22 protein-coding genes are annotated in these 22,272 nt (G+C 64.2%); 21 read left to right on the forward strand and 1 reads right to left on the reverse strand.

The genetic code is table 11. The features are described from left to right. The first annotated feature begins 84 nt into the window (after positions 1 to 84). The 4 genes from RCH22_RS18915 (at position 85) to RCH22_RS18930 (ending at position 5,436) form a co-directional block, all read left to right on the forward strand. The gene (locus RCH22_RS18915) at positions 85 to 1,758 is read left to right on the forward strand and encodes an ATPase, T2SS/T4P/T4SS family (protein ID WP_327015174.1); all 1,674 of its coding nucleotides are present in this window, start codon (positions 85 to 87) and stop codon (positions 1,756 to 1,758) included. Between the two features lie 30 nt (positions 1,759 to 1,788). Next, entirely contained in the window at positions 1,789 to 3,618 is a 1,830-nt protein-coding gene (locus RCH22_RS18920; protein WP_327015175.1) for a PilT/PilU family type 4a pilus ATPase, read from the forward strand. After that, the gene (locus RCH22_RS18925) at positions 3,618 to 4,847 is read left to right on the forward strand and encodes a type II secretion system F family protein (RefSeq protein WP_327015176.1); all 1,230 of its coding nucleotides are present in this window, start codon (positions 3,618 to 3,620) and stop codon (positions 4,845 to 4,847) included. Before RCH22_RS18920 ends, RCH22_RS18925 begins: the two co-directional genes overlap by 1 nt. Positions 4,848 to 4,983: 136 nt before the next feature. Further along, positions 4,984 to 5,436 carry a type IV pilin protein gene (locus RCH22_RS18930; protein ID WP_277871727.1) on the forward strand — a complete coding sequence of 151 codons (453 nt, stop codon included), beginning with the start codon at positions 4,984 to 4,986 and terminating at the stop codon, positions 5,434 to 5,436. Positions 5,437 to 5,448: 12 nt separating this feature from the next. Here the strand turns inward: RCH22_RS18930 and RCH22_RS18935 are convergent, their stop codons facing one another. Further along, positions 5,449 to 5,622 (reverse strand): hypothetical protein, encoded by a 174-nt coding sequence (locus RCH22_RS18935; protein WP_327015177.1) that lies wholly within the window; start codon positions 5,620 to 5,622, stop codon positions 5,449 to 5,451. Here RCH22_RS18935 and RCH22_RS18940 point away from each other — a divergent pair. From RCH22_RS18940 to rpsJ, 17 genes are all read left to right on the forward strand, one after another. Next, positions 5,606 to 6,874, forward strand: a complete 1,269-nt coding sequence (locus tag RCH22_RS18940; protein ID WP_327015178.1) for a type II secretion system protein — start codon at positions 5,606 to 5,608, stop codon at positions 6,872 to 6,874. The two genes, RCH22_RS18935 and RCH22_RS18940, sit on opposite strands and share 17 nt — an antisense overlap. A 14-nt stretch (positions 6,875 to 6,888) precedes the next feature. Beyond that, on the forward strand, positions 6,889 to 7,563 hold the full coding sequence (locus tag RCH22_RS18945) for a type II secretion system protein (protein ID WP_327015574.1): 675 nt from the start codon (positions 6,889 to 6,891) through the stop codon (positions 7,561 to 7,563). Positions 7,564 to 7,583: 20 nt separating this feature from the next. Then, the gene (locus RCH22_RS18950) at positions 7,584 to 9,380 is read left to right on the forward strand and encodes a hypothetical protein (RefSeq protein ID WP_327015179.1); all 1,797 of its coding nucleotides are present in this window, start codon (positions 7,584 to 7,586) and stop codon (positions 9,378 to 9,380) included. Then, complete coding sequence (locus RCH22_RS18955) at positions 9,380 to 10,240, forward strand: prepilin peptidase (RefSeq protein ID WP_327015180.1); 861 nt, start codon at positions 9,380 to 9,382, stop codon at positions 10,238 to 10,240. The genes RCH22_RS18950 and RCH22_RS18955 overlap by 1 nt, the downstream gene beginning before the upstream one ends. A gap of 70 nt (positions 10,241 to 10,310) precedes the next feature. Then, the gene (gene pilM, locus RCH22_RS18960) at positions 10,311 to 11,345 is read left to right on the forward strand and encodes a type IV pilus assembly protein PilM (RefSeq protein WP_327015575.1); all 1,035 of its coding nucleotides are present in this window, start codon (positions 10,311 to 10,313) and stop codon (positions 11,343 to 11,345) included. Beyond that, positions 11,342 to 12,007, forward strand: a complete 666-nt coding sequence (locus RCH22_RS18965; protein WP_327015181.1) for a hypothetical protein — start codon at positions 11,342 to 11,344, stop codon at positions 12,005 to 12,007. The genes pilM and RCH22_RS18965 overlap by 4 nt, the downstream gene beginning before the upstream one ends. 2 nt (positions 12,008 to 12,009) lie before the next feature. Beyond that, positions 12,010 to 12,738: a hypothetical protein gene (locus RCH22_RS18970; protein ID WP_327015182.1), complete on the forward strand. Its 729-nt coding sequence runs from the start codon at positions 12,010 to 12,012 to the stop codon at positions 12,736 to 12,738. A 119-nt stretch (positions 12,739 to 12,857) separates the two neighbouring features. Then, positions 12,858 to 13,799 carry a hypothetical protein gene (locus tag RCH22_RS18975; protein WP_327015183.1) on the forward strand — a complete coding sequence of 314 codons (942 nt, stop codon included), beginning with the start codon at positions 12,858 to 12,860 and terminating at the stop codon, positions 13,797 to 13,799. A gap of 75 nt (positions 13,800 to 13,874) precedes the next feature. Beyond that, positions 13,875 to 14,363 (forward strand): DUF6121 family protein, encoded by a 489-nt coding sequence (locus RCH22_RS18980; RefSeq protein ID WP_327015184.1) that lies wholly within the window; start codon positions 13,875 to 13,877, stop codon positions 14,361 to 14,363. Positions 14,364 to 14,413: 50 nt separating this feature from the next. Further along, the gene (locus RCH22_RS18985; RefSeq protein ID WP_327015185.1) at positions 14,414 to 15,070 is read left to right on the forward strand and encodes a spermidine/putrescine ABC transporter substrate-binding protein; all 657 of its coding nucleotides are present in this window, start codon (positions 14,414 to 14,416) and stop codon (positions 15,068 to 15,070) included. A gap of 366 nt (positions 15,071 to 15,436) precedes the next feature. Next, complete coding sequence (gene rpsL, locus RCH22_RS18990) at positions 15,437 to 15,811, forward strand: 30S ribosomal protein S12 (RefSeq protein WP_055787040.1); 375 nt, start codon at positions 15,437 to 15,439, stop codon at positions 15,809 to 15,811. Then, positions 15,811 to 16,281, forward strand: coding sequence for a 30S ribosomal protein S7 (gene rpsG / locus RCH22_RS18995; protein WP_066597688.1), 471 nt, complete (start codon positions 15,811 to 15,813; stop codon positions 16,279 to 16,281). Before rpsL ends, rpsG begins: the two co-directional genes overlap by 1 nt. Before the next feature lie 102 nt (positions 16,282 to 16,383). Beyond that, positions 16,384 to 18,498, forward strand: a complete 2,115-nt coding sequence (gene fusA, locus RCH22_RS19000) for an elongation factor G (protein WP_327015186.1) — start codon at positions 16,384 to 16,386, stop codon at positions 18,496 to 18,498. A 144-nt stretch (positions 18,499 to 18,642) separates the two neighbouring features. Continuing rightward, positions 18,643 to 19,836 carry an elongation factor Tu gene (gene tuf, locus RCH22_RS19005; protein ID WP_134449883.1) on the forward strand — a complete coding sequence of 398 codons (1,194 nt, stop codon included), beginning with the start codon at positions 18,643 to 18,645 and terminating at the stop codon, positions 19,834 to 19,836. A gap of 100 nt (positions 19,837 to 19,936) precedes the next feature. Further along, positions 19,937 to 20,188: an antitoxin gene (locus RCH22_RS19010; RefSeq protein ID WP_327015187.1), complete on the forward strand. Its 252-nt coding sequence runs from the start codon at positions 19,937 to 19,939 to the stop codon at positions 20,186 to 20,188. A 233-nt stretch (positions 20,189 to 20,421) separates the two neighbouring features. After that, positions 20,422 to 21,402, forward strand: coding sequence for a hypothetical protein (locus tag RCH22_RS19015; protein WP_327015188.1), 981 nt, complete (start codon positions 20,422 to 20,424; stop codon positions 21,400 to 21,402). A 557-nt stretch (positions 21,403 to 21,959) separates the two neighbouring features. Continuing rightward, positions 21,960 to 22,268 carry a 30S ribosomal protein S10 gene (rpsJ, locus tag RCH22_RS19020; protein WP_035834607.1) on the forward strand — a complete coding sequence of 103 codons (309 nt, stop codon included), beginning with the start codon at positions 21,960 to 21,962 and terminating at the stop codon, positions 22,266 to 22,268. The last annotated feature ends 4 nt before the right edge of the window (positions 22,269 to 22,272 follow it).

Consider the following 22,272-nt stretch of genomic DNA (forward strand, 5'->3'; position numbering starts at 1 on the left):
GCGTTACCAACTTTCCCGGGCGTGGATCGATTTGCTGCGTGCGCTCGCGGTTCTCTGCAGCTTCAGCCGGCGGGGGAGGATCACGTGGCTTCACTGACCGAGATTCTCATCCTGCACGGGCTGCTGCCGATCGAGAAGCTCGACACCCTCATGGCCGGTGACCCGGCCGACGAAAGCGCCGTGCGTGCACTCGTCGACTCCGGGGTGATCACCGAGGCGCAGTTCGCCCGCGCCCGCGCCGAGCAGGCCGGCCTCGCCTTCGTCGAACTGATCGACTTCCCCGTCGACCGGCTCGCCGTCGCCCTTGTCACCCCGGCAATGAGCCGCAGGCACCAGGTGCTGCCGATCGCGATCGAGGCCGGCCGCCTCGTGCTCGCCATGGTCGACCCCGGAAACGTGTTCGCGATCGACGACGTGCGCGAGTCCGCGCGGATGCGGGTCATCCCCGTCGTCGCAGAGAAGAACGACCTGCTCGCCGCGATCGCCCGCTACCACCGCGCCGACGACGAGCTCAGCAACCTCACCACCACCATGGAGGACGAGCAGGCCACCGTCGAGGCCTCATCGGCCTTCGGGGTCTCCGACTCGCTCGACGACGACGCCCCGATCGTGCGCTTCGTCAACCTCCTCGTCAGCCAGGCCATCCAGGACAAAGCCTCGGACATCCACATCGAGCCCGCCGAGCACAACCTGCGGGTGCGGTACCGCATCGACGGGGTGCTGCACGAGATGCAGCGGGCGCCCAAGAGCATCCAGAACGGCGTCATCTCGCGCCTCAAGATCATGAGCGACATCGACATCGCCGAGCGTCGGAAGCCCCAGGACGGCCGGATGTCGGTCAGCCACGCCGGCCGCCAGATCGACCTCCGCGTGGCGACCCTGCCCACGGTGTGGGGTGAGAAGATCGTCATGCGAATCCTGGACAACTCCTCGACCACGATGGACCTGCACGACCTCAACCTGCTCGAGCACAACTACGAGGCGTACAAGAAGTCGTACACGAAGCCCTACGGGATGATCCTCGTCACCGGCCCGACCGGGTCCGGGAAGTCGACCACCCTGTACACCACGCTCAACTCGGTCGCCCGCCCGGAGATCAACGTGATCACGGTCGAGGACCCCGTCGAATACCGGATGAAGGACATCAACCAGGTCCAGGTGAACCCGAAAGCGGGCCTCACCTTTGCGAGCGCGCTGCGGTCCATCCTCCGCAGCGACCCCGACGTCGTGCTCCTCGGCGAGATCCGCGACCACGAGACCGCGCAGATCGCGATCGAGGCCTCGCTCACCGGCCACCTCGTGCTCTCGACCCTGCACACGAACGACGCGCCGAGCGCGATCACGCGCCTGACCGAGATGGGCATCGAGCCCTTCCTCGTCGGCTCCGCCCTCGACTGCGTCGTCGCCCAGCGCCTCGCCCGCCGCCTGTGCGACCGCTGCAAGGCCCCCGCCGAGGTCACCGTCGAGCGCCTGAACCAGCTGCGCTTCGGGTTCGACCCGACCCAGCCGCTGCCGGTGCTCTACCAGCCGATCGGCTGCCAGAACTGCTCGAAGACGGGCTACCGAGGCCGGCTCGCCGTGCACGAGGTCATGACGGTCTCCGAGAACATCGAACGGCTCGCCGTGGACCGCGCCTCGAGCGCGGACATCGGCCGGGCCGCCCGGGCGGAGGGAATGATTTCCCTCCGTGATGACGGCTGGGAGAAGGTCCGCATGGGCCTGACCTCGATCGAAGAGATTCTGCGAGTCGTTGCATAGCGCTCGTCGCATGCCGAAAGGAAAGAACGCATGGACAAGCCCATCTATGAAATTCCAGCCGTCGAGCCGGGAGAGAATGTCTCCTGGTGGGACCAGATCGCGGCCGGCCCCGCCGAGAGCGCTGCCCTCGAGAAGGCGGATGCTGAGCGCACCGCCGCCGAGCAGGTCGCGGCCGAGCGCACCGCGCGCCTGCAGGCCGCGGTCGACAGCGCGGCGGCCGAACGTCGTGGCCCCGGCCTCGACGAAACCGGCGGCCACGGCTTCGAACGCCGCAGCGTCCGCCGCGTCGAACCCGATTTCTCCCCGGCGCCCCTCCAGGGATTCGCGGACTCGGCGGCATCCGCTGACGAGGACCTCGACGGCATCGATGTGAACCACGCGGAACCGCCCCGCTCCGCGATCGACTACACGCTTCCGCTCCCGGCGGCAGCCCCGTACACGCTCCCGCAGCCGGTGGCCGCACCGCACACCCTCCTCGGCACGCTGCCGATCGAGCCGCCCACCGGGACCCCTTTCGTCGTTCCCTTCGTCGTGCCCACTGCCGCCCCCGAGCAGGAACATCTCGCCGACCCGGCGCTGACCCCGCCGCAGCCGTACGTCTCGCATAACGCACGCCCGGCCGGTCGCCGCGCCGCGATCCAGGCCGAGCCGGAGACCCACACCGAAGGCGCCCGCCCCCATTCCCCCGTGCACATCGGCCCCGACGGCCGCCCAGCCGACCAGGACCTGATCGACGCCCTCCACCTCGTGCTCGAGCTCGAGGCATCCGACCTGCACATCACCGTCGGCGCCCCGCCCACGATCCGCATCGACGGCGCCCTGCGCCCGATCGAGGGCCTCGATGCGTGGCTGCCCGGCAAGGTTTTCTCGGCTCTGTACAGCATCATCTCGGCCGAGGACCAGGCCCGATTCGAGGAGGACCGCGAACTCGACTTCGCGTACACCGCCGCGGGCGCCCGGTTCCGGGTGAACTTCTACCACCAGCGCAACTCCATCGGCGGGGCCTTCCGGCTCATCCCGCGCGAGATCAAGCCGCTCAAGGAACTCGGCGTGCCCGAGTCCGTCGGCCGCTTCTCGCTGCTGCCCCGCGGCCTCGTCCTGGTCACCGGGCCCACCGGTTCCGGTAAGTCCACGACCCTCGCCGCGATGGTCGACCTCGCCAACAGCACGAGGCCCGACCACATCGTCACGGTCGAGGACCCGATCGAGTTCCTGCACAAACACAAGAAGTCGCTCGTCAACCAGCGCGAGGTCGGCCACGACACCAAGAGCTTCGCCGCCGCCCTCAAACACGTGCTGCGCCAGGACCCCGACATCATCCTGATCGGTGAGCTCCGCGACCTCGAGACCATCTCGGTGGCCCTCACCGCAGCCGAGACCGGCCACCTCGTCTTCGCGACCCTGCACACCCAGGATGCCGCCCAGACGATCGACCGCATGATCGACGTGTTCCCGCCGCACCAGCAGGGCCAGATCCGCACTCAGCTCGCGGCGACCCTCCGCGGCGTGGTCTGCCAGACCCTCGTGAAGCGGGCCAATCAGAAGGGCCGCGTGGTCGCGACCGAGATCCTCGTCACGACCCCCGCCATCGCCAACCTCATCCGCGAGGGCAAGACTCACCAGATCACGTCGATGATGCAGGCCGGTGGCGGCGACGGAATGCACACCATGGACCAGCACCTCGCCGACCTCGTCGACTCCGGCCAGATCACCCGACAGGCCGCTCTCGACAAGGCGCACGACGTGGAGAGCCTGCAGCAGCTGATCAAGCGTGCCGACACGACGACCGACGACTCGTCCCGAACGATGGGCGGCGGTGGCGTCGACTACGGCGACACCTACTCCATCCCTCAGCGCTGATGTCGACCGCAACGGCCTGGGCCTATGTCGGCCGGGACAACAACGGCAAGACCGTCAAGGGCAAACTGGATGCCTCGAGTGAAGGGGCCGTGGCCAGTCGCCTCGGCAGCATGGGCATTTCGCCCATCTCCATCAAGGAATCGGCCGAGGGCACCGGCCTGAACCGGGAAATCAACATTCCCGGCTTCACGAAGGGTGTCGGCCTCAAAGACCTCGCGATCATGAGCCGCCAGATGGCGACCATGATCGGTTCGGGCCTGTCCCTGCTGCGCACGCTCAACATCCTTGCGGAGCAGACCGAGAGCAAGCCGCTCGCCAAAATCCTCGCTCAGGTGCGGGATGACGTCGAGACCGGCGTCTCGGTCTCGGAATCGTTCGCCAAGCATGGCCGTGAGTTCCCACCGATCATGATCAACATGATCCGCGCGGGCGAGACCGGTGGGTTCTTGGACCGGGCCCTCGAGTCGATCGCGGCGAACTTCGAGAAGGAGGTCAAGCTGCGCGGAACCATTAGGTCTGCGCTGACCTACCCGGTGATCGTGCTGATCATGTCCCTCGTTTCGGTGATGATCATGCTCATCTTCATCGTTCCGATCTTCGACGACATGTTCAAAGGCCTGGGCGGTGGTCTGCCGCTCCCCACGCAGATTCTCGTCAACATCTCACATTCCATGATCTATGTCGTGCCCGTGCTCGTCGTGGTGGGCGTGGTCTTCAGCATCTGGTGGAGCAAGAACAAGAACACGGAAAAGGTGCGCCGCTTCCGCGACCCGATCATGCTCAAGCTGCCCGTGTTCGGCCCGCTGCTGAAGAAGATCGCCGTTGCACGGTTCAGCCGTAACTTCGCGAACATGATCGGTGCCGGAGTCCCCATCCTGCAAGCACTCAAGATCGTCGGCGAGACCTCGGGCAATTGGGTCATCGAGAACGCACTGGTCAAAGTGGCCGAGTCGGTGCGCCAGGGCCAGTCCATCTCCGGCCCGCTTCTGGCCCAGCCGGTCTTCCCGCCGATGGTCACGCAAATGATCGCCGTCGGCGAAGACGCCGGCTCGCTCGAGACCATGCTGAACAAGATCGCCGATTTCTACGACCAGGAGGTCGAATCATCGACGGAGCAGCTCACCGCCGCTATCGAGCCGCTCATGATCGCGTTTCTCGGCGTCGTGATCGGCGGCATGGTCATCGCTCTGTACATGCCGATCTTCAGTATCGCGGGCGCCATCAAATAGGACACGCCGCGAGCCGCCCTCGTACTGGGGGTGGAATTGCATGCGATACCCCTCATTCATGGGTCGCCGCTGGAAACCACCTGCAAATACGCTTGGAGTCCAATCGGGCCCGATGGCCGGTTCCACACCTAACTGAATGGATCTCACAGTGGTCACTCGTGCGCTCAACGCCCTCAACCTCCGCCGCAAGAAGCTCGACGAGAACGAAAAAGGATTTACCCTGATCGAGCTCCTCGTCGTCGTCATCATCATCGGAATTCTCGCTGCGATCGCCATCCCTGTCTACCTCGGCGTACAGAACAACGCCAAAGACAGCGCGGTCAAGTCTGACCTCACCAACGTAAAGACGGCTGTCGTGAGTTACTTCACGCAGAATGCCGGCGCCTACCCGGCGCTGACAACCGCGGTCTTGGGGACCTACGGCTACAGCGGCACCAGCATCACGTACACCGCAGCCGCTGACGCTCCGAAGTGGTCAGTCGCGGCTCCGGCCACCAACGCGTCGACCTTCTGCATTGTTGCCAAGAGCCCGACCGGCACCTCCTTCTACGTCAGTGATTCAAGTGGCGTAACGGGGACTGCCTGCTAAGACGGGGCGCGTTCAAAAGAAGTGGGGCACCGCGATCGTGGTGCCCCACTTCTGCCGCTCAAATGACGGAATCGCTTGCTGGAGGTAAGACTTGGGGAAGAAGAAAATCTGCACGCGATTGATCGCAGCCAGGTCAGAAGGCCTTTCCTTGGTCGAAATCTTGGTCGCGATGATGATCTTCTCCATGATCGCTCTGGGAGTCGGTTACGCGATGGTTACCACTCTCGCTCTTTCCCGCGACAGCAAGCTGCGCGAAACGGCATCTAGTATTGCCTCAACCGAGATCGACGCCGCTCGAGCACTAGGCAATCCATTTACCGTGCTGGACGTCTCCGCGCACACGATTACAACTGCAGGATCGGAAAACTACATCGTCACGCGCACAACCGCCTGGGTCACACCGGCGGGAGCTGCGTCGACATGTGGAACGGGCGGCGGGGCTCTTCAATACAAGCGCATTACGGTCACCGTCAGCTGGCCGAACATTCGACCAAGCTCGCGCCCGGTCGTCGTCGATACCCTTCTAGCGCCAAGCGCCCGGATAAACGATCCGACAAAGGGGACCCTGCTCATCTCGGTTAAGAACGCTCGTGGCCTGGGGCAGTCCGGGGTGACCTTCACGGCGATTTCAGCGCTCGGTTCTGTCACGACTACTCCGACGGATGCCGACGGCTGTGCCTTTGTGCTTCAAGCGGCACCCGGCGACTATGCCGTGAAGCTCACGACAACAGGCATGATCGACTCGACGCAAGTTGCGAATCCGGTCCTCACGCGTACGGTCGCGGCGGGGACAAGTGCCTCCTATTCATTCCAATACGACACGGCCGTGCGGTTCACGCTCAACTACGCGTCCAATATCGTGGCTCCGCTACCGAAGATCCCGATCGATCTCGACTACACCTTTATCAACAGCCTGGGCAATTGGGCACTCAAAGCGACGAGTAACCACGTCGATCTGCACCCGTACACGGTCGGTTATCAGACGTTCGCTGGCAAGTTTGCAGCGACCGGATGTCCTTCTCCTGACCCGGAGGCCTGGGCCCCCGATACTCGTGTGACGCCGGCGCTCGTTGCGGTCCGTGGAGCCATTGCGGCACCTGCCCCGGGCGTCCCGGTCACCGTCAACGTCCCCATGGGCGGCGTCACCGTGACATCCGGGACGGCGGGCTGGCTCACCGCGGTATCGGACCCGGCCACCCCGGTGCCGGGCGAACCCTCATGCCTCACATCGGCGACCACCACGATGACCTATAACTTCGGCAATATCGTGCCGTCGTCGGGTGCTGTGCGCATCTCGCTTCCTTTTGGTTCCTGGAGACTTTTCACGAGTACGAGTAGCGGAGGGGCACTGACGCAGCTGCCCCAGACACGAGCGACGTTACTCACACATGGCCTCGCCCCTGACGCGACCGGCCTGTTCGTTCTGGACCCGCGATGAGGTCGGTCGAGCCGATGCGCCGGCCCGACACAGAGTCGGGAATCACTCTTGTGGAGCTTCTTGTAAGCATGATGCTTCTGGGCTTGATACTTGCGATGGCTTCCGGCCTGTACTCGAGCGTTGTTCGTTCGGTGTCGATAAGTCGATCACTGGACAGCAGTACCCGGGTGGCGTCGACCGCGGCCAACGAGCTCGGTCAGGTGATCCGTTTCGGCACGACACTGAAAGTGGCCGGATCGAGTATCGCGGCGCCAGCCTTCAGCTTCGCGGGCAGGGAGAGCGTGGTGCTTTTCAGCAATACCGACGTCAACGCTTTCGCGAGTGTGGCCGTTCGTCCTCCTAAACCCACGATGATTCGGTTCTCGATCGAACCCACGAGCCGCGCCCTGATCGAAAGCCGATGGACGGCGACGGCCTCCGGGGCAGGATGGGTCTTCGCCGCGACGACAACTTCCCCGAACTCAAGCCTCAATCTGGGCTCCAGCTTCGTTGACCCCGGCGCGGGAGCGCCCCTTTTCAGCTATTTCGACAGCAGCGGCGTTGTGATTGCCGCGCCGGCCACTGGAAGCATGGTCTCAGCGGATCTTGCCCGAATTGCAACCGTTCTGCTGACGGTCCGACTACAGGGCAATGATGGACCAGGCGCTGCGCCTGTGGTGATCGAACAAACGGTAGAGGTCGTCTCGTGAGCGCAGTGAGAAACAAGCTAATGACCGACTTCCGTCGCGACGAAAGTGGTGTCGCCCTGGTCACCGTCATTGGCCTGGCGCTTGTCATGCTTCTCCTGACTGCCACCGCGCTTAGCTTCACCGCTAGCGGCACCATCAAAGCGCGCGACGATCAGGATTCGACTGCCGCACTAGCGGCGGCCTACGCCGGCGTGGACGAATACGGCAGTCGACTGTCTAATGACAGCACCTACGAGAAGTTCGGCAATCCGGCTGCCCCCTTCACTATCGGGACCGGAAGCACGACGACCGTTTCGATGCCCGTGCCTGGCAACGAAAACCCCGCCTTCGGTGTGGGAAGCGCGGGCACCTGGGGAACCGTCGCCGGCGCTGGAGGTCGGGCGTCGTTCCGTTACGAGGTAGACAATTCCTTATACTCGTCATCCGGAATCGTGCGGATCCGATCCACCGGCAAAGTCGGCGCGTCGACTCGCAGCATTGTCGCCAACCTCAAGCAGAAAGGGTTCATCGACTTCCTCTACTTCACCAATTACGAATTCATGGACCCGCAGATTACGGGAAGTACCCGCTGCGTCGATCCTGCCGATGTGCGGCACGCCCCGCACGACCCGGATTGCACGGAAATTCAATTCGCAAGCGGGGACGTCCTCGATGGGCCCGTTCACTCCAACGACCAGATGCGTATTTGTGGAGCGAAGTTTCTCCAGGGAGTAACCACGAGCAGTACGTTGACACCGAATTACGTCAACACCTGCCCAGGAACCCCAATCGTGTTCGGAACAGGCACGCCGGCCCCGACGGGTCCCGTGTGGGCCCCGTCTCTTGACATGCCGCCCACAAACGCGTCCATGCCTAACGAGACGCGCGTCGACTTGCCCGCGGATGTTCCGCGGCCGGGGTGTATGTACACCGGACCGACCACGATCACGTTCGACGCGACTGGTCATATGCGCGTCACTTCTCCATGGACAAAGTTCACGAGGCCGTCGTACACCGTGGGAATTCTGAGTCAGAACCCTATCGAGTGCGGTGACCTGGCCTCATTGAACTCGCCAGCAGGTGCCCTTGTGACCGTTCCGGATCAGAACCTGATTTTCGTTCAAACCGCTTCGTCGACCTCAACCGACCCGAACTACTGGGCTCCGGGAGTCACGCCCGCCAACTTCAGCTGCACCGGCAGCGGTGGAGACCAGGGCTGGACCTACGGTTCCCCGGTTACCCTGCGCTACCCGGTGGCAACCGAGGATCGCGCACCGACGTCCACGTCTGCCCTTCCGGCCTACCAGTGCAGGACGGGCGACGCATTTGTGAAGGGCGTCGTCAAGGGTGCGGTCACGGTTGCAACCGACAACTTCATTTACGTCACGGGTAACCTCACGTATGTCGATCCGGCCTTCGACGTTCTCGGGCTCGTCGCGCAAAACGCTGTGTGGGTGTGGAACCCGATGGATTGCCCGGCCTCCGGCGGACGCGCTGCCTGCACGGAAGTAACCACGGCCAATGGAGGAGCGCCTCTCGGCGACAGGGAAATCGACGCTGCGATTCTGTCGATTAATCACACGTTCCAGGTGCAGAACTACGACACCGGTGGCAGCCACGGCACACTAACGGTCCTGGGAGCTATCGCACAGAAGTTCCGCGGTACCGTCGGCACCGGCTCCGGCGACACGGGCTTCCTGAAGAACTACAAGTACGACAGCCGACTGCACGGGGCAGCACCGCCCAAGTTCCTCGCCCCGACGTCGACGACCTACGGGGTCACCCAGTACGTCGATGTTGCGACGGCTTTCGCGGCAAACGGGTCGGCCCTTCCCTGATGGCCGTCACTGAGCTGCTGCCCGTCATCGTCGTGCTGTGCGCCGTGGTCGGTCTCGTCGTCGGCTCCTTCCTCAACGTCGTGATCTACCGCGTTCCGGCAGGCCTCTCGATCGTGTCACCGCCCAGCGCGTGTCCGCGCTGCGGGGCCTCCATCCTTCGACGGGACAACATTCCGGTGGTCTCCTGGGCTCTCCTGCGCGGCAAGTGCCGCGACTGCCGGACGAAGATTTCGGTGCGGTATCCACTCGTGGAAGCCGGAACTGCCGTCTTCTTCGTGGTGGTCGCCGTCTACGTGTGGACTGGTGCGTACGCTGGCCAAGTTGGACCCGACAGCGCGGGTGCGTCCTGGATCCCCGCAATGCTCGTTTTGCTCGCGATCTTGTACCTGGCGGCGGTGAGTATCGCACTGGCACTGATCGACCTCGACACCCATCGGCTGCCAAACAGGATCGTGCTGCCGAGCTATCTCGTCGGGGCAGGGCTGCTCGGGACGGCATCAATCGTGACGGGTGACTATGCGTCGCTGATCCGTGCTGGCATTGGTCTCGCAATCCTTTGGGCCCTGTACCTGGTCATGGCGCTCGCTTATCCAGGCGGAATGGGTTTCGGCGACGTCAAACTCGCCGGTGTGCTCGGACTCTTCCTCGGTTACCTCGGCTGGGGGCCCCTTGTGGCCGGCGCCTTCGCGGCCTTCCTGCTGGGCGGGGTTTTCGCGATCGGCTTGCTCGCAACCCGACGCGCCAATCGCAAGAGTGGAATCCCTTTTGGGCCCTGGATGCTGGCGGGCGCGTGGGTCGGAATCTTCTGGGGAAACCAATTGTGGAACAGCTACCTGAGCTTCATCGGCATAACACAGTGACGGAACGCAACATCGTTGCTCGTAGTGACGTCCAAATCAGTAGAGGAATGACAACGTGACAACAAGCATCGTGGGGATAGACATCGGGAGCTCGGTTCTGCGAGCCGTCGAAGTGAGCGACCCGCAATCTGTCAAACCGATCCTGCTCCGCTACAGCCAGATTGGCCTGCCGGACGGAGCGGTCAACAGTGGCGAGGTCATAGAACCGAACACCGTTGCCGCAGCGCTCAAGCAGCTTTGGTCGTCCGGTGGGTTCAAATCCAAGAACGTCGTGCTCGGCATGGGCAACCAGAGGGTCCTCGCCCGCGACCTGAGCGTCCCGAAAATGTCACTTGCCCGTATCCGTGAATCTTTGCCGTTCGAGGTGCAGGAAATGCTCCCGATCCCAGTAGCCGACGCCTTGCTCGACTTCTACCCGGTCTCCGAATCCGAGGGTGAGAATGGACCGGTCGTCAACGGGCTGTTGATCGCGGCGGTCAAGTCGGCTGTACTCGCGAACGTCAAAGCCACTCAGCTCGCGGGACTGATGACTGTCGACGTAGATCTGATTCCATTCGCTTTGACTCGCATTCTCGTGAGCAGACCGGGCATCGCCGGCACGGTCGCGTTGGTCGACATCGGTGGCAGTACCACGAGTGTCGTCATCGCGACGAACGGGGTTCCGCAATTCGTGCGAATTATTGCTACAGGCGGTGATGACATTTCGCGAGCCCTGCAGGACGAACTCAAGTCGACTCCCGAACAGGCAGAATCGGCCAAGTGCGGTCTCGGACTGGCCACCGGAACTGTGCCCGAGGCGGACAAGCGTGCTGTGGAAGTCATTTACAAGATCGCGAGTGAACAGTTGACGAGCCTCCGCAACACCATCAGCTATTTCGTCAACACACGGCCGACCAATCCGGTGGGACAGATCGTGCTCAGTGGGCGCGGCGGGCAATTGCGCGGGTTGCCCGAAGCACTCGCCGAGATGACCCGAATGCCCGTGGTCGTCGGTGACCCGTTTGTCACGGTCGGTCTCGCGCGGGACGTCGACGCGAACGACCTCAGGCTCAGCGGGTCTACATTTGCCGTGGCGCTCGGCCTCGCCTTGGGAAGTGCAGCATGAGCCGCGCCAGCAAGGCCGCGGAGCTCATCGTCGGCGGTGTGCCCCGAGTGGATCTTCTCCCCCCGGAGATCTACAAGGAACGTGCTGCTGCCGTCATCCGGCGGCGCCTGTTGATCGGTGTTTTCGGTGTGATCGTCATCATGGCCGTCGGAACCGGCGCCTCGACCGTGCTCGCACTCCAGGCCCAGAGTCAGCTGGCGGACGAACAGGCACGCACCTCGAGTCTCGTCGCCGAGCAAACCAAGTACATCGAAGTTCGATCCGTGCAGGCGAAAGTCACGCTTGTGCAGGCCGCCCAGCAAGTGGGGGTGTCGACGGAAATCGACTGGAAGAAGTACCTCGACAGCGTGCAGGCCACCCTGCCGTCCACCGTTTCGATCGACACGGTGACTCTGGACTTTGCCTCCCCGATATTTGCCTATGCGCAGCCCACTGCGCCGCTTCAGGGCGCCCGCGTCGGTACTGTGAAGTTCACCGCGAAGAGTGCAGTGCTGCCTGACGTCCCCACCTGGCTCAACGCGCTCTCCACTCTGCCGGGATTCGCTGACGCATTGCCCGGGTCTGTGACTCTGGATGCGACCACGAAGACTTACACCGTCGACATCACCATGCACGTCAATGATGCCGCGTACGCCAAGCGCTTCGCGACTGTGGGGAAATGAACATGGACAAGAACAGGATCTGGGTTATCGGGTCAGTCGTCGTCATGGTCGCCGTCCTAGCGATTGGCCTGCTGCTCGGCATCCAACCGCAGCTCGCTGCGGTCGCGACAGCCGATCAGGCGCGCGCCGCCGTGGAGGCGTCGAATGCAGGGCAGGCAGCGGTGCTGGCCAAACTCAAATCCGACTACGCCGGTATCGATGCGCTCAAGGCCGAGCTGGTTCCCCTGCAGGCTTCCGTGCCGAGCGGCACGGAGATGCCGAGTTTTGTCACTCAGCTCGATGCGCTCGCCGGGTCGAAGTCGGTGACTCTGACCGGCATGACCGTGTCCGATGCCGTTCCGTATGCGGCTCCGGCCGCACTCGCTTCAACCGGTACGGATAGCGCCACGACCGGAACGCCCGCGGCCGTCATGCCGGTCACGAACGCGCAGATCACGGCAACGACTTTCGCTTCGCTCGCGGTGTCGATCACGGTCACAGGAAGCTACGCCCATGCCCTCGACTTCATCAGCGGACTTCAGAGCGGTCAGCGGCTCTATTTGGTGACGGGGATCACGACGGCACCTCTCGCCGCGGACTCGACCACCGACTCGAAGACAAGCGCGACAGGGGACATCACGGCCACAATCACCGGCCTCGTCTACGTGCTCGTCCCACCCGCGACTGCGGCGACACCCGCGGCGACTGCGGCCGCGACGCCGACGCCAACTCCGACGCCCGCGGCGAAATAGCCCCGAACGGCCGCAGCGCCGAATCACAAATCGCGCGGCCAAGCTCCCGATCGGGGGCCGGGCATGTTGTTATGGTTGCTGCAGAGAGCTACGGCCACCCGGCCCGCGAGGAGTGCAGCATGAGCGACCCGACATCAGACGAGCGCAACACGACCCCCGAGACGGATGCCCCGACGGCCGCGTACGCGCGGTCCGAGACGGACCCGACCGACCAGTCGGCTCCGAGCGAGCCGGCGCACGCCGCCGCAGTGCCCGCTGACGAGTCGGCACCGGCCCCGCTCGCCGAGCCCGCGGCATCCGCGCCCGTCGCCCCTGTCGTTGACCCCGAACCGGTCGGCGAGCCGATTTCCTACGAGACCTCCGCGGCCGTCTCGGCCGAGACAGTGCACGAGGACGCCCAGGTCGCCACGCAGGACCAGGCGGCAGCGGAGCATGCCCCCGTCACCGACTACACCCCCGGCTACACGCCCGCGGTTCCCGTGCAGGCGCCCGCGGGCCCCATCTACATCCAGGCTCCGGCCCCGCCCGTCGACAAGGGCAACCGGGGTGCAGGCGTGCTGCTCGTGCTGCTCGCGACGGTCGTCTACGCCATCGTTTACGCGCTCGTCGCCTTCGGCATCGCCGGGGCCGGCAGCGGCTCGGTCGCCGACGCCGCCGCGAAGTTCAGCGACTTCATCGTGCTCCCGGTCTTCTACGTGCCGGCCGTGTTCTTCTTCATCGGCTTCTCCCTGCTCGTGCTGATCGTCAACCGCGGCGGCTGGTGGGCGTACGTGCTCTTCGGCTTCCTCGTGGCCGTCGTCGTGTACTTCTCCTACATCGGAGCGGCACTGCTGACCGTGCAGGCCTGGAACTTCACCCCGTCCGAAGCGGTCCGCTTCATCACCGCGCAGTGGCTGAGCCCGTACGCGATTGCCGCCGCCATCGTCGCCCGCGAGGTGCCGATCTGGTTCGGCGCCTGGATCGCCCGCCGCGGACGCACCGTCACGGCCCGCAACGCCGCTGCCCGCCAGGACTACGACCGCCGCCTCGCCGAGGGGCCGCAGCTCTCCCGTCCGCAGTAATCCCGAACAGTCCGGGGCGGCCGGCGAGTCGCCGTAACGGTGCAGCCCCCGCAGCGGGGGAGTGAGGCCTGAGCGATGCGCGATTACCAGAGATACGCGGCCGTCGTCGCCGTGTTCGCGGCCGTGCTCTACGCGGCCCTGCTCGTCGCGGGCTTCGGCATGATCAGCCTGCTCGCCGACATCGAGGTCATCCCGGTAACGGATGCCGGCCCGCTCGTCGGTCCCGGAATGGCGGCGGCGTCCGTGCTGCTGGTTTTCGCTCTCCTGCTGTGGCTCGGGCTGCGGGCGTCACCGCGCCGCCAGCGGGTGGCGCTCGGGTACGCGGCCGGAACCGGCATCGCCGCGTTCCTCGGGTTCGTCGCCGCCGGCTCCGTGCTCTATCCCCTCGGAAACGGGCAACTCTTCAGCGGGCTGACCTTCGCTGCGGCGGTGCTGCGCGAGCCGTTCGCGGCGACAACCGGCATCCTCGCCTTCGTCATCACCCTGTCCTATTCGCTCGTGCTCGCCTCCCGCATCAACGAACACGGCCGGCCGCTGTGGCCCTGGGAACGCCCGGACGAATAGGGCGAAATCTCCCCGCCGAACACCTGCGGCATCAAGTAACCTTAATGTCCATGGATGGTTCCATCGAAGCACGCGTCGGCGATGTCGTCGACGACTGGCTGAGCTGGCTCCCCAAGTGGCGACCCGGCACGCACACCCGCAGAACGCGGCTGTGCCGCACCTGTTTCGGTTCGCCCGTCATCCGCGCCGCCGGCCTCACGACCGATGTTCCGCACGCGGTGCAGCACGCCCTGGCCATGCGCGTGAAGGCTGTGATCGACGGCTCCGTCGACGCGTACACCGAGTCCGCCCTCCCGCTGCTCAGCCGGGAGATCCGCGCGAACGAGGAACGCAAGGCCGCCGTGGCGAGCTATCGCCCGGCCGACGGCCTCGACCCCGAATACACCGGCCTGGAGCTCGACCCGCCCGCCGAACGTGAGGCGCCATACCTCTTCACCTTCGCCGAGCTGTCCCGCCCCGCTTCCCCGGCCGCGTTCGTCGCCGAACCGGAGCCACTCACCGCGGAAGAGAAGGCGGCGATCCGCGCCGAACTGCGCCTCGCGGACGAGTACGCGGCCGAGATCGGCGGCCAGGTCTGCACCGCCCTCTACCGGCACCGTGAGCGGATGCGGGCCGCGGTCGACGCGTTCGTCGAGCCCTGGGTGCAGTCCCTGCTCGCCGATCTCGACAGCACCCTCAACTCCCCGCTCTGGCCCCACGGCCTCTGAGCCGCGGACGAGTGGGGGACAAGCCGCGTGGGCCACGCGCGTGCCCGGCCCGCCGCATCCGCTCGACGGAGGCTCACCATTTGACCGGGCTACCCGAGGGGAGTTAGTATTTCGGGGTGTGCGCTTCGTCGTGCGCTTGAGTCATGCCATCGCGATCTCGTCGTGCCGCACCTTGGGCGCCCAGACACGGCACGCATGCTGGGTTTGCTCACCGAGCAGCCCCCACGGCATACCCACTGAAACACACGGAACTTGTTCCGCGTGCGCCGGCGGGTCCAGATGAACTCGACAAGGACCGGAAACGGAACGAATCGAATGCTAACCATCAATGAGCTGTCACCGTGCAGCAATAACAAGGAGTAATTAGTGCCAACCATTCAGCAGTTGGTCAGGAAGGGCCGCAGCCCCAAGGTCACCAAGACCAAGGCTCCCGCCCTCAAGGCCAACCCGCAGCAGCGCGGCGTGTGCACCCGCGTGTACACCACCACCCCGAAGAAGCCGAACTCGGCTCTCCGCAAGGTCGCCCGCGTCAAGCTGTCGAACGGTACCGAGGTCACCGCCTACATCCCCGGCGAGGGTCACAACCTGCAGGAGCACTCGATGGTGCTCGTGCGAGGCGGTCGCGTCAAGGACCTCCCCGGTGTTCGTTACAAGATCGTTCGCGGCGCACTGGACACCCAGGCTGTCAAGAACCGCAAGCAGGCTCGTAGCCGCTACGGCGCCAAGATGGAGAAGAAGTAATGCCTCGTAAAGGCCCAGCGCCCAAGCGTCCCGTTATCGCTGACCCGGTATACGGCGCCCCCATCGTCTCCCAGCTCGTCAACAAAATCCTCCTCGACGGCAAAAAGGGCCTCGCCGAGCGCATCGTTTACGATGCACTCGAGGGCGTCGTTGCCAAGAACGGTGCGGATGCTGTCGTCACGCTGAAGAAGGCGCTCGACAACGTGCGCCCCACCCTCGAGGTGCGTTCGCGCCGCGTCGGTGGTTCCACCTACCAGGTGCCGGTCGAAGTCAAGCCGCACCGCGCCAACACCCTGGCCCTTCGCTGGTTGACCAGCTACGCCAAGGCTCGTCGCGAGAAGACCATGACCGAGCGCCTCACCAACGAGATCCTCGACGCGTCCAACGGCCTCGGTGCCGCGGTCAAGCGTCGTGAAGACACACACAAGATGGCCGAGGCGAACAAGGCCTTCGCACACTACCGCTGGTAGTCGCGATCCGGTGAGCGAGCGGGACGGGTCACCCGCCCCGCTCGCCCACCGGCTTGTCTTGTTTCGCCCCACACACCCCCAAAAAACGTCCGGAGGACACCCGTGGCACTTGATGTGCTCACCGACCTGAGCAAGGTCCGCAATATTGGCATCATGGCGCACATTGACGCTGGCAAGACCACCGTCACTGAGCGCATCCTGTACTACACGGGTGTCAACCACAAGATCGGCGAGACCCACGACGGCGCCTCGACCATGGACTGGATGGCGCAGGAGCAGGAACGTGGCATCACGATCACCTCCGCTGCGACGACCTGTTTCTGGGCCGGCAACCAGATCAACATCATCGACACCCCCGGCCACGTGGACTTCACCGTCGAGGTGGAGCGTTCGCTCCGCGTCCTCGACGGCGCGGTTGCCGTGTTCGACGGCAAGGAGGGCGTTGAGCCCCAGTCCGAGACCGTCTGGCGCCAGGCCGACAAGTACGACGTTCCCCGCATCTGCTTCGTCAACAAGATGGACAAGCTCGGCGCGGACTTCTTCTACACCGTCGACACCATCGTCAAGCGTCTCGGTGCGAAGCCGCTCGTCATCCAGCTGCCGATCGGCGCCGAGAACACCTTCGAAGGTGTTGTCGACCTCGTCGAGATGCGTGCACTGACCTGGCGCGGCGACTCCAAGGGTGACGTCGAGATGGGCTCCCACTACGAGATCGAGGTCATCCCGGCCGACCTCGTCGAGCAGGCCGCGGTCTACCGCAAGCTGCTCCTCGAGACCGTCGCCGAGACCGATGACGACCTCATGGAGAAGTACTTCTCCGGCGAAGAGCTCACCGTCTCCGAGATCAAGCACGCGATCCGCAAGCTCACGGTCAACAGCGAGATCTACCCGGTCCTCTGCGGCTCCGCGTTCAAGAACCGCGGCGTGCAGCCGATGCTTGACGCCGTCATCGACTACCTCCCCACCCCGCTCGACGTGCCGGCCATCGAGGCCCACGACGCGCGCGATGAAGAGGTCGTCGTCATGCGTCACTCGGATGCGACCGAGCCGTTCACGGCCCTCGCGTTCAAGGTCGCGGTGCACCCGTTCTTCGGTCGCCTCACCTACATCCGCGTCTACTCGGGACACCTCGACTCCGGCGGCCAGGTCATCAACTCGACCAAGGGCAAGAAGGAGCGCATCGGGAAGATCTTCCAGATGCACGCCAACAAGGAGAACCCGGTGGCCTTCGTGACCGCCGGTCACATCTACGCGGTCATCGGCCTCAAGGACACCACCACCGGCGACACCCTGTGCGACCCGAACCACCAGGTCGTCCTCGAGTCGATGACGTTCCCTGACCCGGTGATCGAGGTTGCGATCGAGCCGAAGACGAAGCAGGACCAGGAAAAGCTGGGTCTCGCGATCCAGAAGCTGGCCGAAGAAGACCCGACCTTCCGTACCGAGCAGAACCAGGAAACTGGCCAGACGGTCATCAAGGGAATGGGTGAACTTCACCTGGACATCCTCGTCGACCGCATGCGTCGCGAGTTCAACGTCGAGGCCAACGTCGGCAAGCCCCAGGTCGCGTACCGCGAGACGATCCGCAAGGCCGTCGAGCGTCACGACTACACCCACAAGAAGCAGACCGGTGGATCCGGCCAGTTCGCGAAGATTCAGATCGCGATCGAGCCGCTTGAAATCACTGCCGAAAAGGGTTACGAGTTCCTGAACAAGGTCACCGGTGGCCGCATCCCCAGGGAATACATCCCCTCGGTCGACGCGGGCATCCAGGACGCCATGCACGTCGGTGTTCTGGCCGGATACCCGATGGTCGGCGTTCGCGCCAGCCTGCTCGACGGTGCCGCGCACGACGTCGACTCCTCGGAGATGGCGTTCAAGATCGCCGGCTCGATGGGCTTCAAGGAAGCCGTCCGCAAGGCGAACCCTGTTCTTCTCGAGCCGCTCATGAGCGTCGAAGTTCGTACGCCTGAGGAATACATGGGCGACGTCATCGGCGACCTCAACTCCCGCCGTGGTCAGATTCAGACCATGGAGGACGCGAGCGGCGTCAAGGTCATTCGTGCCTTCGTTCCGCTTTCGGAGATGTTCGGTTACATCGGCGACCTGAGGTCCAAGACCTCCGGGCGCGCCGTGTACTCGATGACCTTCGAGAGCTACGCCGAGGTCCCCAAGGCTGTTGCCGAAGAGATCATCCAGAAGAATAAGGGCGAATAGTCTGGGGCCCTCGGGCCTTTCCGGGCCTTCGGGCCGAAATCGCTTCGGCCTCCCGGCCCGAGTAACATAAGTACACAAATCCAGCAGTTTCACCGGCCGCAAACCAGCGGGCGGTGAAGCCGAGAGTCCTGAGGAGGACCCACAGTGGCCAAGGCCAAGTTCGAGCGGACTAAGCCGCACGTAAACATCGGAACGATCGGTCACGTTGACCACGGAAAGACCACGCTGACTGCAGCGATCTCCAAGGTCCTTGCCGACACGTTCCCTTCCAAGACCAACGTTCAGCGCGACTTCGCGTCGATCGACTCGGCTCCGGAAGAACGCCAGCGCGGCATCACGATCAACATCTCCCATGTTGAGTACGAGACCGAAAAGCGTCACTATGCGCACGTCGACGCACCGGGCCACGCTGACTACATCAAGAACATGATCACCGGTGCCGCACAGATGGACGGCGCGATTCTCGTTGTCGCCGCAACTGACGGCCCGATGGCTCAGACCCGTGAGCACGTTCTTCTCGCCAAGCAGGTCGGCGTGCCGTCCCTGCTCGTCGCACTGAACAAGGCCGACATGGTCGACGACGAAGAGATCCTTGAGCTCGTCGAGCTCGAGGTTCGCGAACTCCTCACCGCCCAGGGCTTCGACGGCGACAACGCTCCTGTTGTCCGCGTGTCGGCGCTCAAGGCGCTGGAAGGCGACCCGAAGTGGGTCGGCAATATCCTGGAGCTCATGCAGGCCGTTGACGACTACTTCCCGGAGCCCGTCCGCGACAAGGACAAGCCCTTCCTCATGCCGATCGAGGACGTCTTCACGATCACCGGTCGTGGCACCGTCGTCACCGGCCGCGCCGAGCGTGGAACCCTCAAGATCAACTCCGAGGTCGAGGTTGTCGGCATCCGCCCGACGATCAAGACCACGGTCACTGGTATCGAGATGTTCCACAAGCAGCTCGACGAGGCATGGGCCGGCGAGAACTGTGGTCTTCTTCTTCGTGGCACCAAGCGCGAAGACGTCGAGCGCGGCCAGGTCGTCGTCAAGCCGGGTTCGGTCACGCCGCACACCGACTTCGAAGGCACCGCGTACATCCTGTCAAAGGAAGAGGGCGGCCGTCACAACCCGTTCTACGCGAACTACCGTCCGCAGTTCTACTTCCGCACCACCGACGTCACCGGCGTCATCACGCTGCCCGAGGGCACCGAGATGGTCATGCCCGGCGACACCACCGACCTGACTGTCGCGCTGATCCAGCCGATCGCCCTGGAAGATGGACTCGGCTTCGCTATCCGTGAAGGTGGCCGCACCGTCGGCGCCGGAACCGTGACGAAGATCATCAAGTAATTCTTCACCACCTGCACCACTGAAACGGGTCGGTCCTTCGGGGCCGGCCCGTTTTTGCGTCCCCGCGAGACCCTTGTCGCGGGCTGGCCCCGGTTCTATCGTGGGTCGCGGTCGTACTGAACCGGCCGGACTGGAGTGGATCATACGACTGGACGACATCACGAAAAAGGCCCAGGGGTTCCTGGGCGACAGTAAGGTCACTGAGGCCTCGCACAGCGAGCAGGCCGAGGACATCAGCGACAAGCTGCTCGACGGCACAGCCGACGCGGTCAACAAGGTCACCGGCAATAAGTTCGAGGACCAGATCGAGCAGGCCCGCACCGTCGCCGACACCCACCTCGGCACCGACTAGCGCGCTCGCGCGGCGAGCGTCCGCAGCGAGCGTCCGAGTCGGCCGCGGCGCTCAGGACGCACCACTCGAGCGCGGGTGTTTCGCCGTTCCGCGGGTGGTGTGCCAGGCGCGGAACGGCGAAACACCCGCGCTCGAGTCTGAACGCAGTCCTCCACAGGAGTGGATGTCGTCGGTAACGCACAAATGACGCCTTCGACCTCCAGATGTGGTCCGTGGGTCACAGGCTCTGCAGCATGACTGAACACATTCCACCGGACAACCCTGCGGACCACTTGTTGTCCGTAGCCGACTATCAGCATTCCTTCGACGCAGATCTCCGACTCCGCCGCCGAGCCGAGCGAGGGGACTTCGAACGAGTCAGGCGCGGCCTGTACTTTCCCCGGGACCGATGGCAGTCGCTGACGGCGGACATGCAGTACTCGGTTCGAGTGCAGGCTGCGGCGGCTGCAAGGCACGTGGATAGCGTGGTCTCTCATCACTCAGCGGCGGTACTTCTCGGCCTGCCGTTCTTGTTCGGTCCTCCGCAGGATGTTCATTTCATCGTTCCCCGGGCAGGTGGCGGGCGTTCGGATCCCGGCGTTCGCAAGCATGCCGTGGGTATCGACTCACGAGACGTCGTCATCGTGAACGGGCTTCGCACCACTTCGGTGGCGCGCACCGTGATCGATCTTTCGGCGACCCTCGACCTCATGTCAGCGGTAGCCATCGCAGACCGAGCGCTCTACGTGGACCGGCAGCGAAAAGAGCCGCCGCTGACGACGAAGGCGGAGCTATTCGAGGTCTGGCAGCGGATGCTGCCCTTTCGTGGTTCGGCGCGAGCGCGCGCAGTGATCGAATTTGCAACGGACCTCGCTGGTTCACCCAACGAATCCGCGAGTCGAGTCAATATTGCGCTGAACGGATTCCCGGCGCCGGTTCTCCAGCATCCGTTTGTCGTCGATGGGAAAGAAGTTTTCGTCGACTTCTATTTCCCAGACGAAGACAAAGTGGGGGAGGCTGACGGGAAGATCAAGTACTTCGATCCCGTCATGAGGGACGGGCGTACGCCCGAGGAAGTGCTGTGGGATGAAAAGCGCCGTGAAGATGGCGTGCGTCGGCAGGTGCACGGCTTCACTCGCTGGGGTTTCTCCATTGCGGTGAGCAGGATGCGCTTGCGCGGGCGTCTGCTGGAGCTTGGGCTGCCTGTTCGGAGACCGGGCCTCCGCCCGTGGTGAATGGCGTGTCTGTATCGAGCGCGGGCGCTGCGCCGCTGTGCGGGTGGTTGACCACCCGCGCAACGGCGCAACACCCGCGCTCGACGAAGGGCGGGCCCCGGCAGAGGGAAACGAGCGCGAAACGGGCAGCGAAGCGCTGGAAACGGGGCGAAAGGGGGCCGAAACGCGCGACACGCCGGTCGCGACACGCCCGGGTTGCACAAAGGCCTACCCCTGTGGCAGACTCTTCTAGTTCAACACTTTCGACTGCCGCGCTGCACGTGGTGTCGGGATCACTGCCAGGCAGTGCATAGCCGGTGTCCACAGGTCACACGGTTAGGCCGCGGGTAGCAGAACAGAGCTTAAACCAACAGCCGGGAAAGCATGGGAAATCCATGCCTTCCCCCATGCCCCGGCATGGAGAAGCGGTTGGCTCGGTTCAAAGTCGTGCGGCTGGAAGGCTGCGGGACGAGGAATCGAAATTGACAGATGAACAGTGGTGCGACAGCAGCAGTGCTACTACGGCGTCCAATGCAGCCCCCGGGCTGTAAGAAGCCTTGACAGAAAGAGAGTTCGACATGGCGGGACAGAAAATCCGCATTCGGCTTAAGTCTTACGACCACGAGGTCATTGACATCTCGGCGCGCAAGATCGTCGACACCGTGACCCGTGCGGGTGCAACGGTTGTCGGCCCCGTGCCGCTTCCCACCGAGAAGAACGTGGTGTGTGTCATCCGTTCCCCTCACAAGTACAAGGACAGCCGGGAGCACTTTGAAATGCGCACCCACAAGCGTCTGATCGACATCATTGACCCCACCCCGAAGGCCGTCGACTCGCTCATGCGTCTCGACCTCCCGGCGGACGTCAACATCGAGATCAAGCTCTAGGGCC

It is taken from the genome of Cryobacterium sp. GrIS_2_6 (assembly GCF_035984545.1).
Taxonomy (GTDB): domain Bacteria; phylum Actinomycetota; class Actinomycetes; order Actinomycetales; family Microbacteriaceae; genus Cryobacterium.

Excerpts from the sequence above, each read along its gene's own strand:
- RCH22_RS18930 (WP_277871727.1), top strand. The coding sequence starts at position 4,984 with ATGGATCTCACAGTGGTCACTCGTGCGCTCAACGCCCTCAACCTCCGC.
- RCH22_RS18980 (WP_327015184.1), top strand. The coding sequence starts at position 13,875 with ATGCGCGATTACCAGAGATACGCGGCCGTCGTCGCCGTGTTCGCGGCC.
- RCH22_RS18935 (WP_327015177.1), bottom strand. The coding sequence starts at position 5,622 with ATGGAGAAGATCATCATCGCGACCAAGATTTCGACCAAGGAAAGGCCT.
- RCH22_RS18925 (WP_327015176.1), top strand. The coding sequence starts at position 3,618 with ATGTCGACCGCAACGGCCTGGGCCTATGTCGGCCGGGACAACAACGGC.
- RCH22_RS18975 (WP_327015183.1), top strand. The coding sequence starts at position 12,858 with ATGAGCGACCCGACATCAGACGAGCGCAACACGACCCCCGAGACGGAT.
- rpsJ (WP_035834607.1), top strand. The coding sequence starts at position 21,960 with ATGGCGGGACAGAAAATCCGCATTCGGCTTAAGTCTTACGACCACGAG.
- RCH22_RS18945 (WP_327015574.1), top strand. The coding sequence starts at position 6,889 with ATGCGCCGGCCCGACACAGAGTCGGGAATCACTCTTGTGGAGCTTCTT.
- RCH22_RS18955 (WP_327015180.1), top strand. The coding sequence starts at position 9,380 with ATGGCCGTCACTGAGCTGCTGCCCGTCATCGTCGTGCTGTGCGCCGTG.
- RCH22_RS18940 (WP_327015178.1), top strand. The coding sequence starts at position 5,606 with ATGATGATCTTCTCCATGATCGCTCTGGGAGTCGGTTACGCGATGGTT.
- RCH22_RS18950 (WP_327015179.1), top strand. The coding sequence starts at position 7,584 with ATGACCGACTTCCGTCGCGACGAAAGTGGTGTCGCCCTGGTCACCGTC.
- RCH22_RS18965 (WP_327015181.1), top strand. The coding sequence starts at position 11,342 with ATGAGCCGCGCCAGCAAGGCCGCGGAGCTCATCGTCGGCGGTGTGCCC.
- RCH22_RS18970 (WP_327015182.1), top strand. The coding sequence starts at position 12,010 with ATGGACAAGAACAGGATCTGGGTTATCGGGTCAGTCGTCGTCATGGTC.
- RCH22_RS18920 (WP_327015175.1), top strand. The coding sequence starts at position 1,789 with ATGGACAAGCCCATCTATGAAATTCCAGCCGTCGAGCCGGGAGAGAAT.
- rpsG (WP_066597688.1), top strand. The coding sequence starts at position 15,811 with ATGCCTCGTAAAGGCCCAGCGCCCAAGCGTCCCGTTATCGCTGACCCG.
- RCH22_RS19015 (WP_327015188.1), top strand. The coding sequence starts at position 20,422 with ATGACTGAACACATTCCACCGGACAACCCTGCGGACCACTTGTTGTCC.
- RCH22_RS18985 (WP_327015185.1), top strand. The coding sequence starts at position 14,414 with ATGGATGGTTCCATCGAAGCACGCGTCGGCGATGTCGTCGACGACTGG.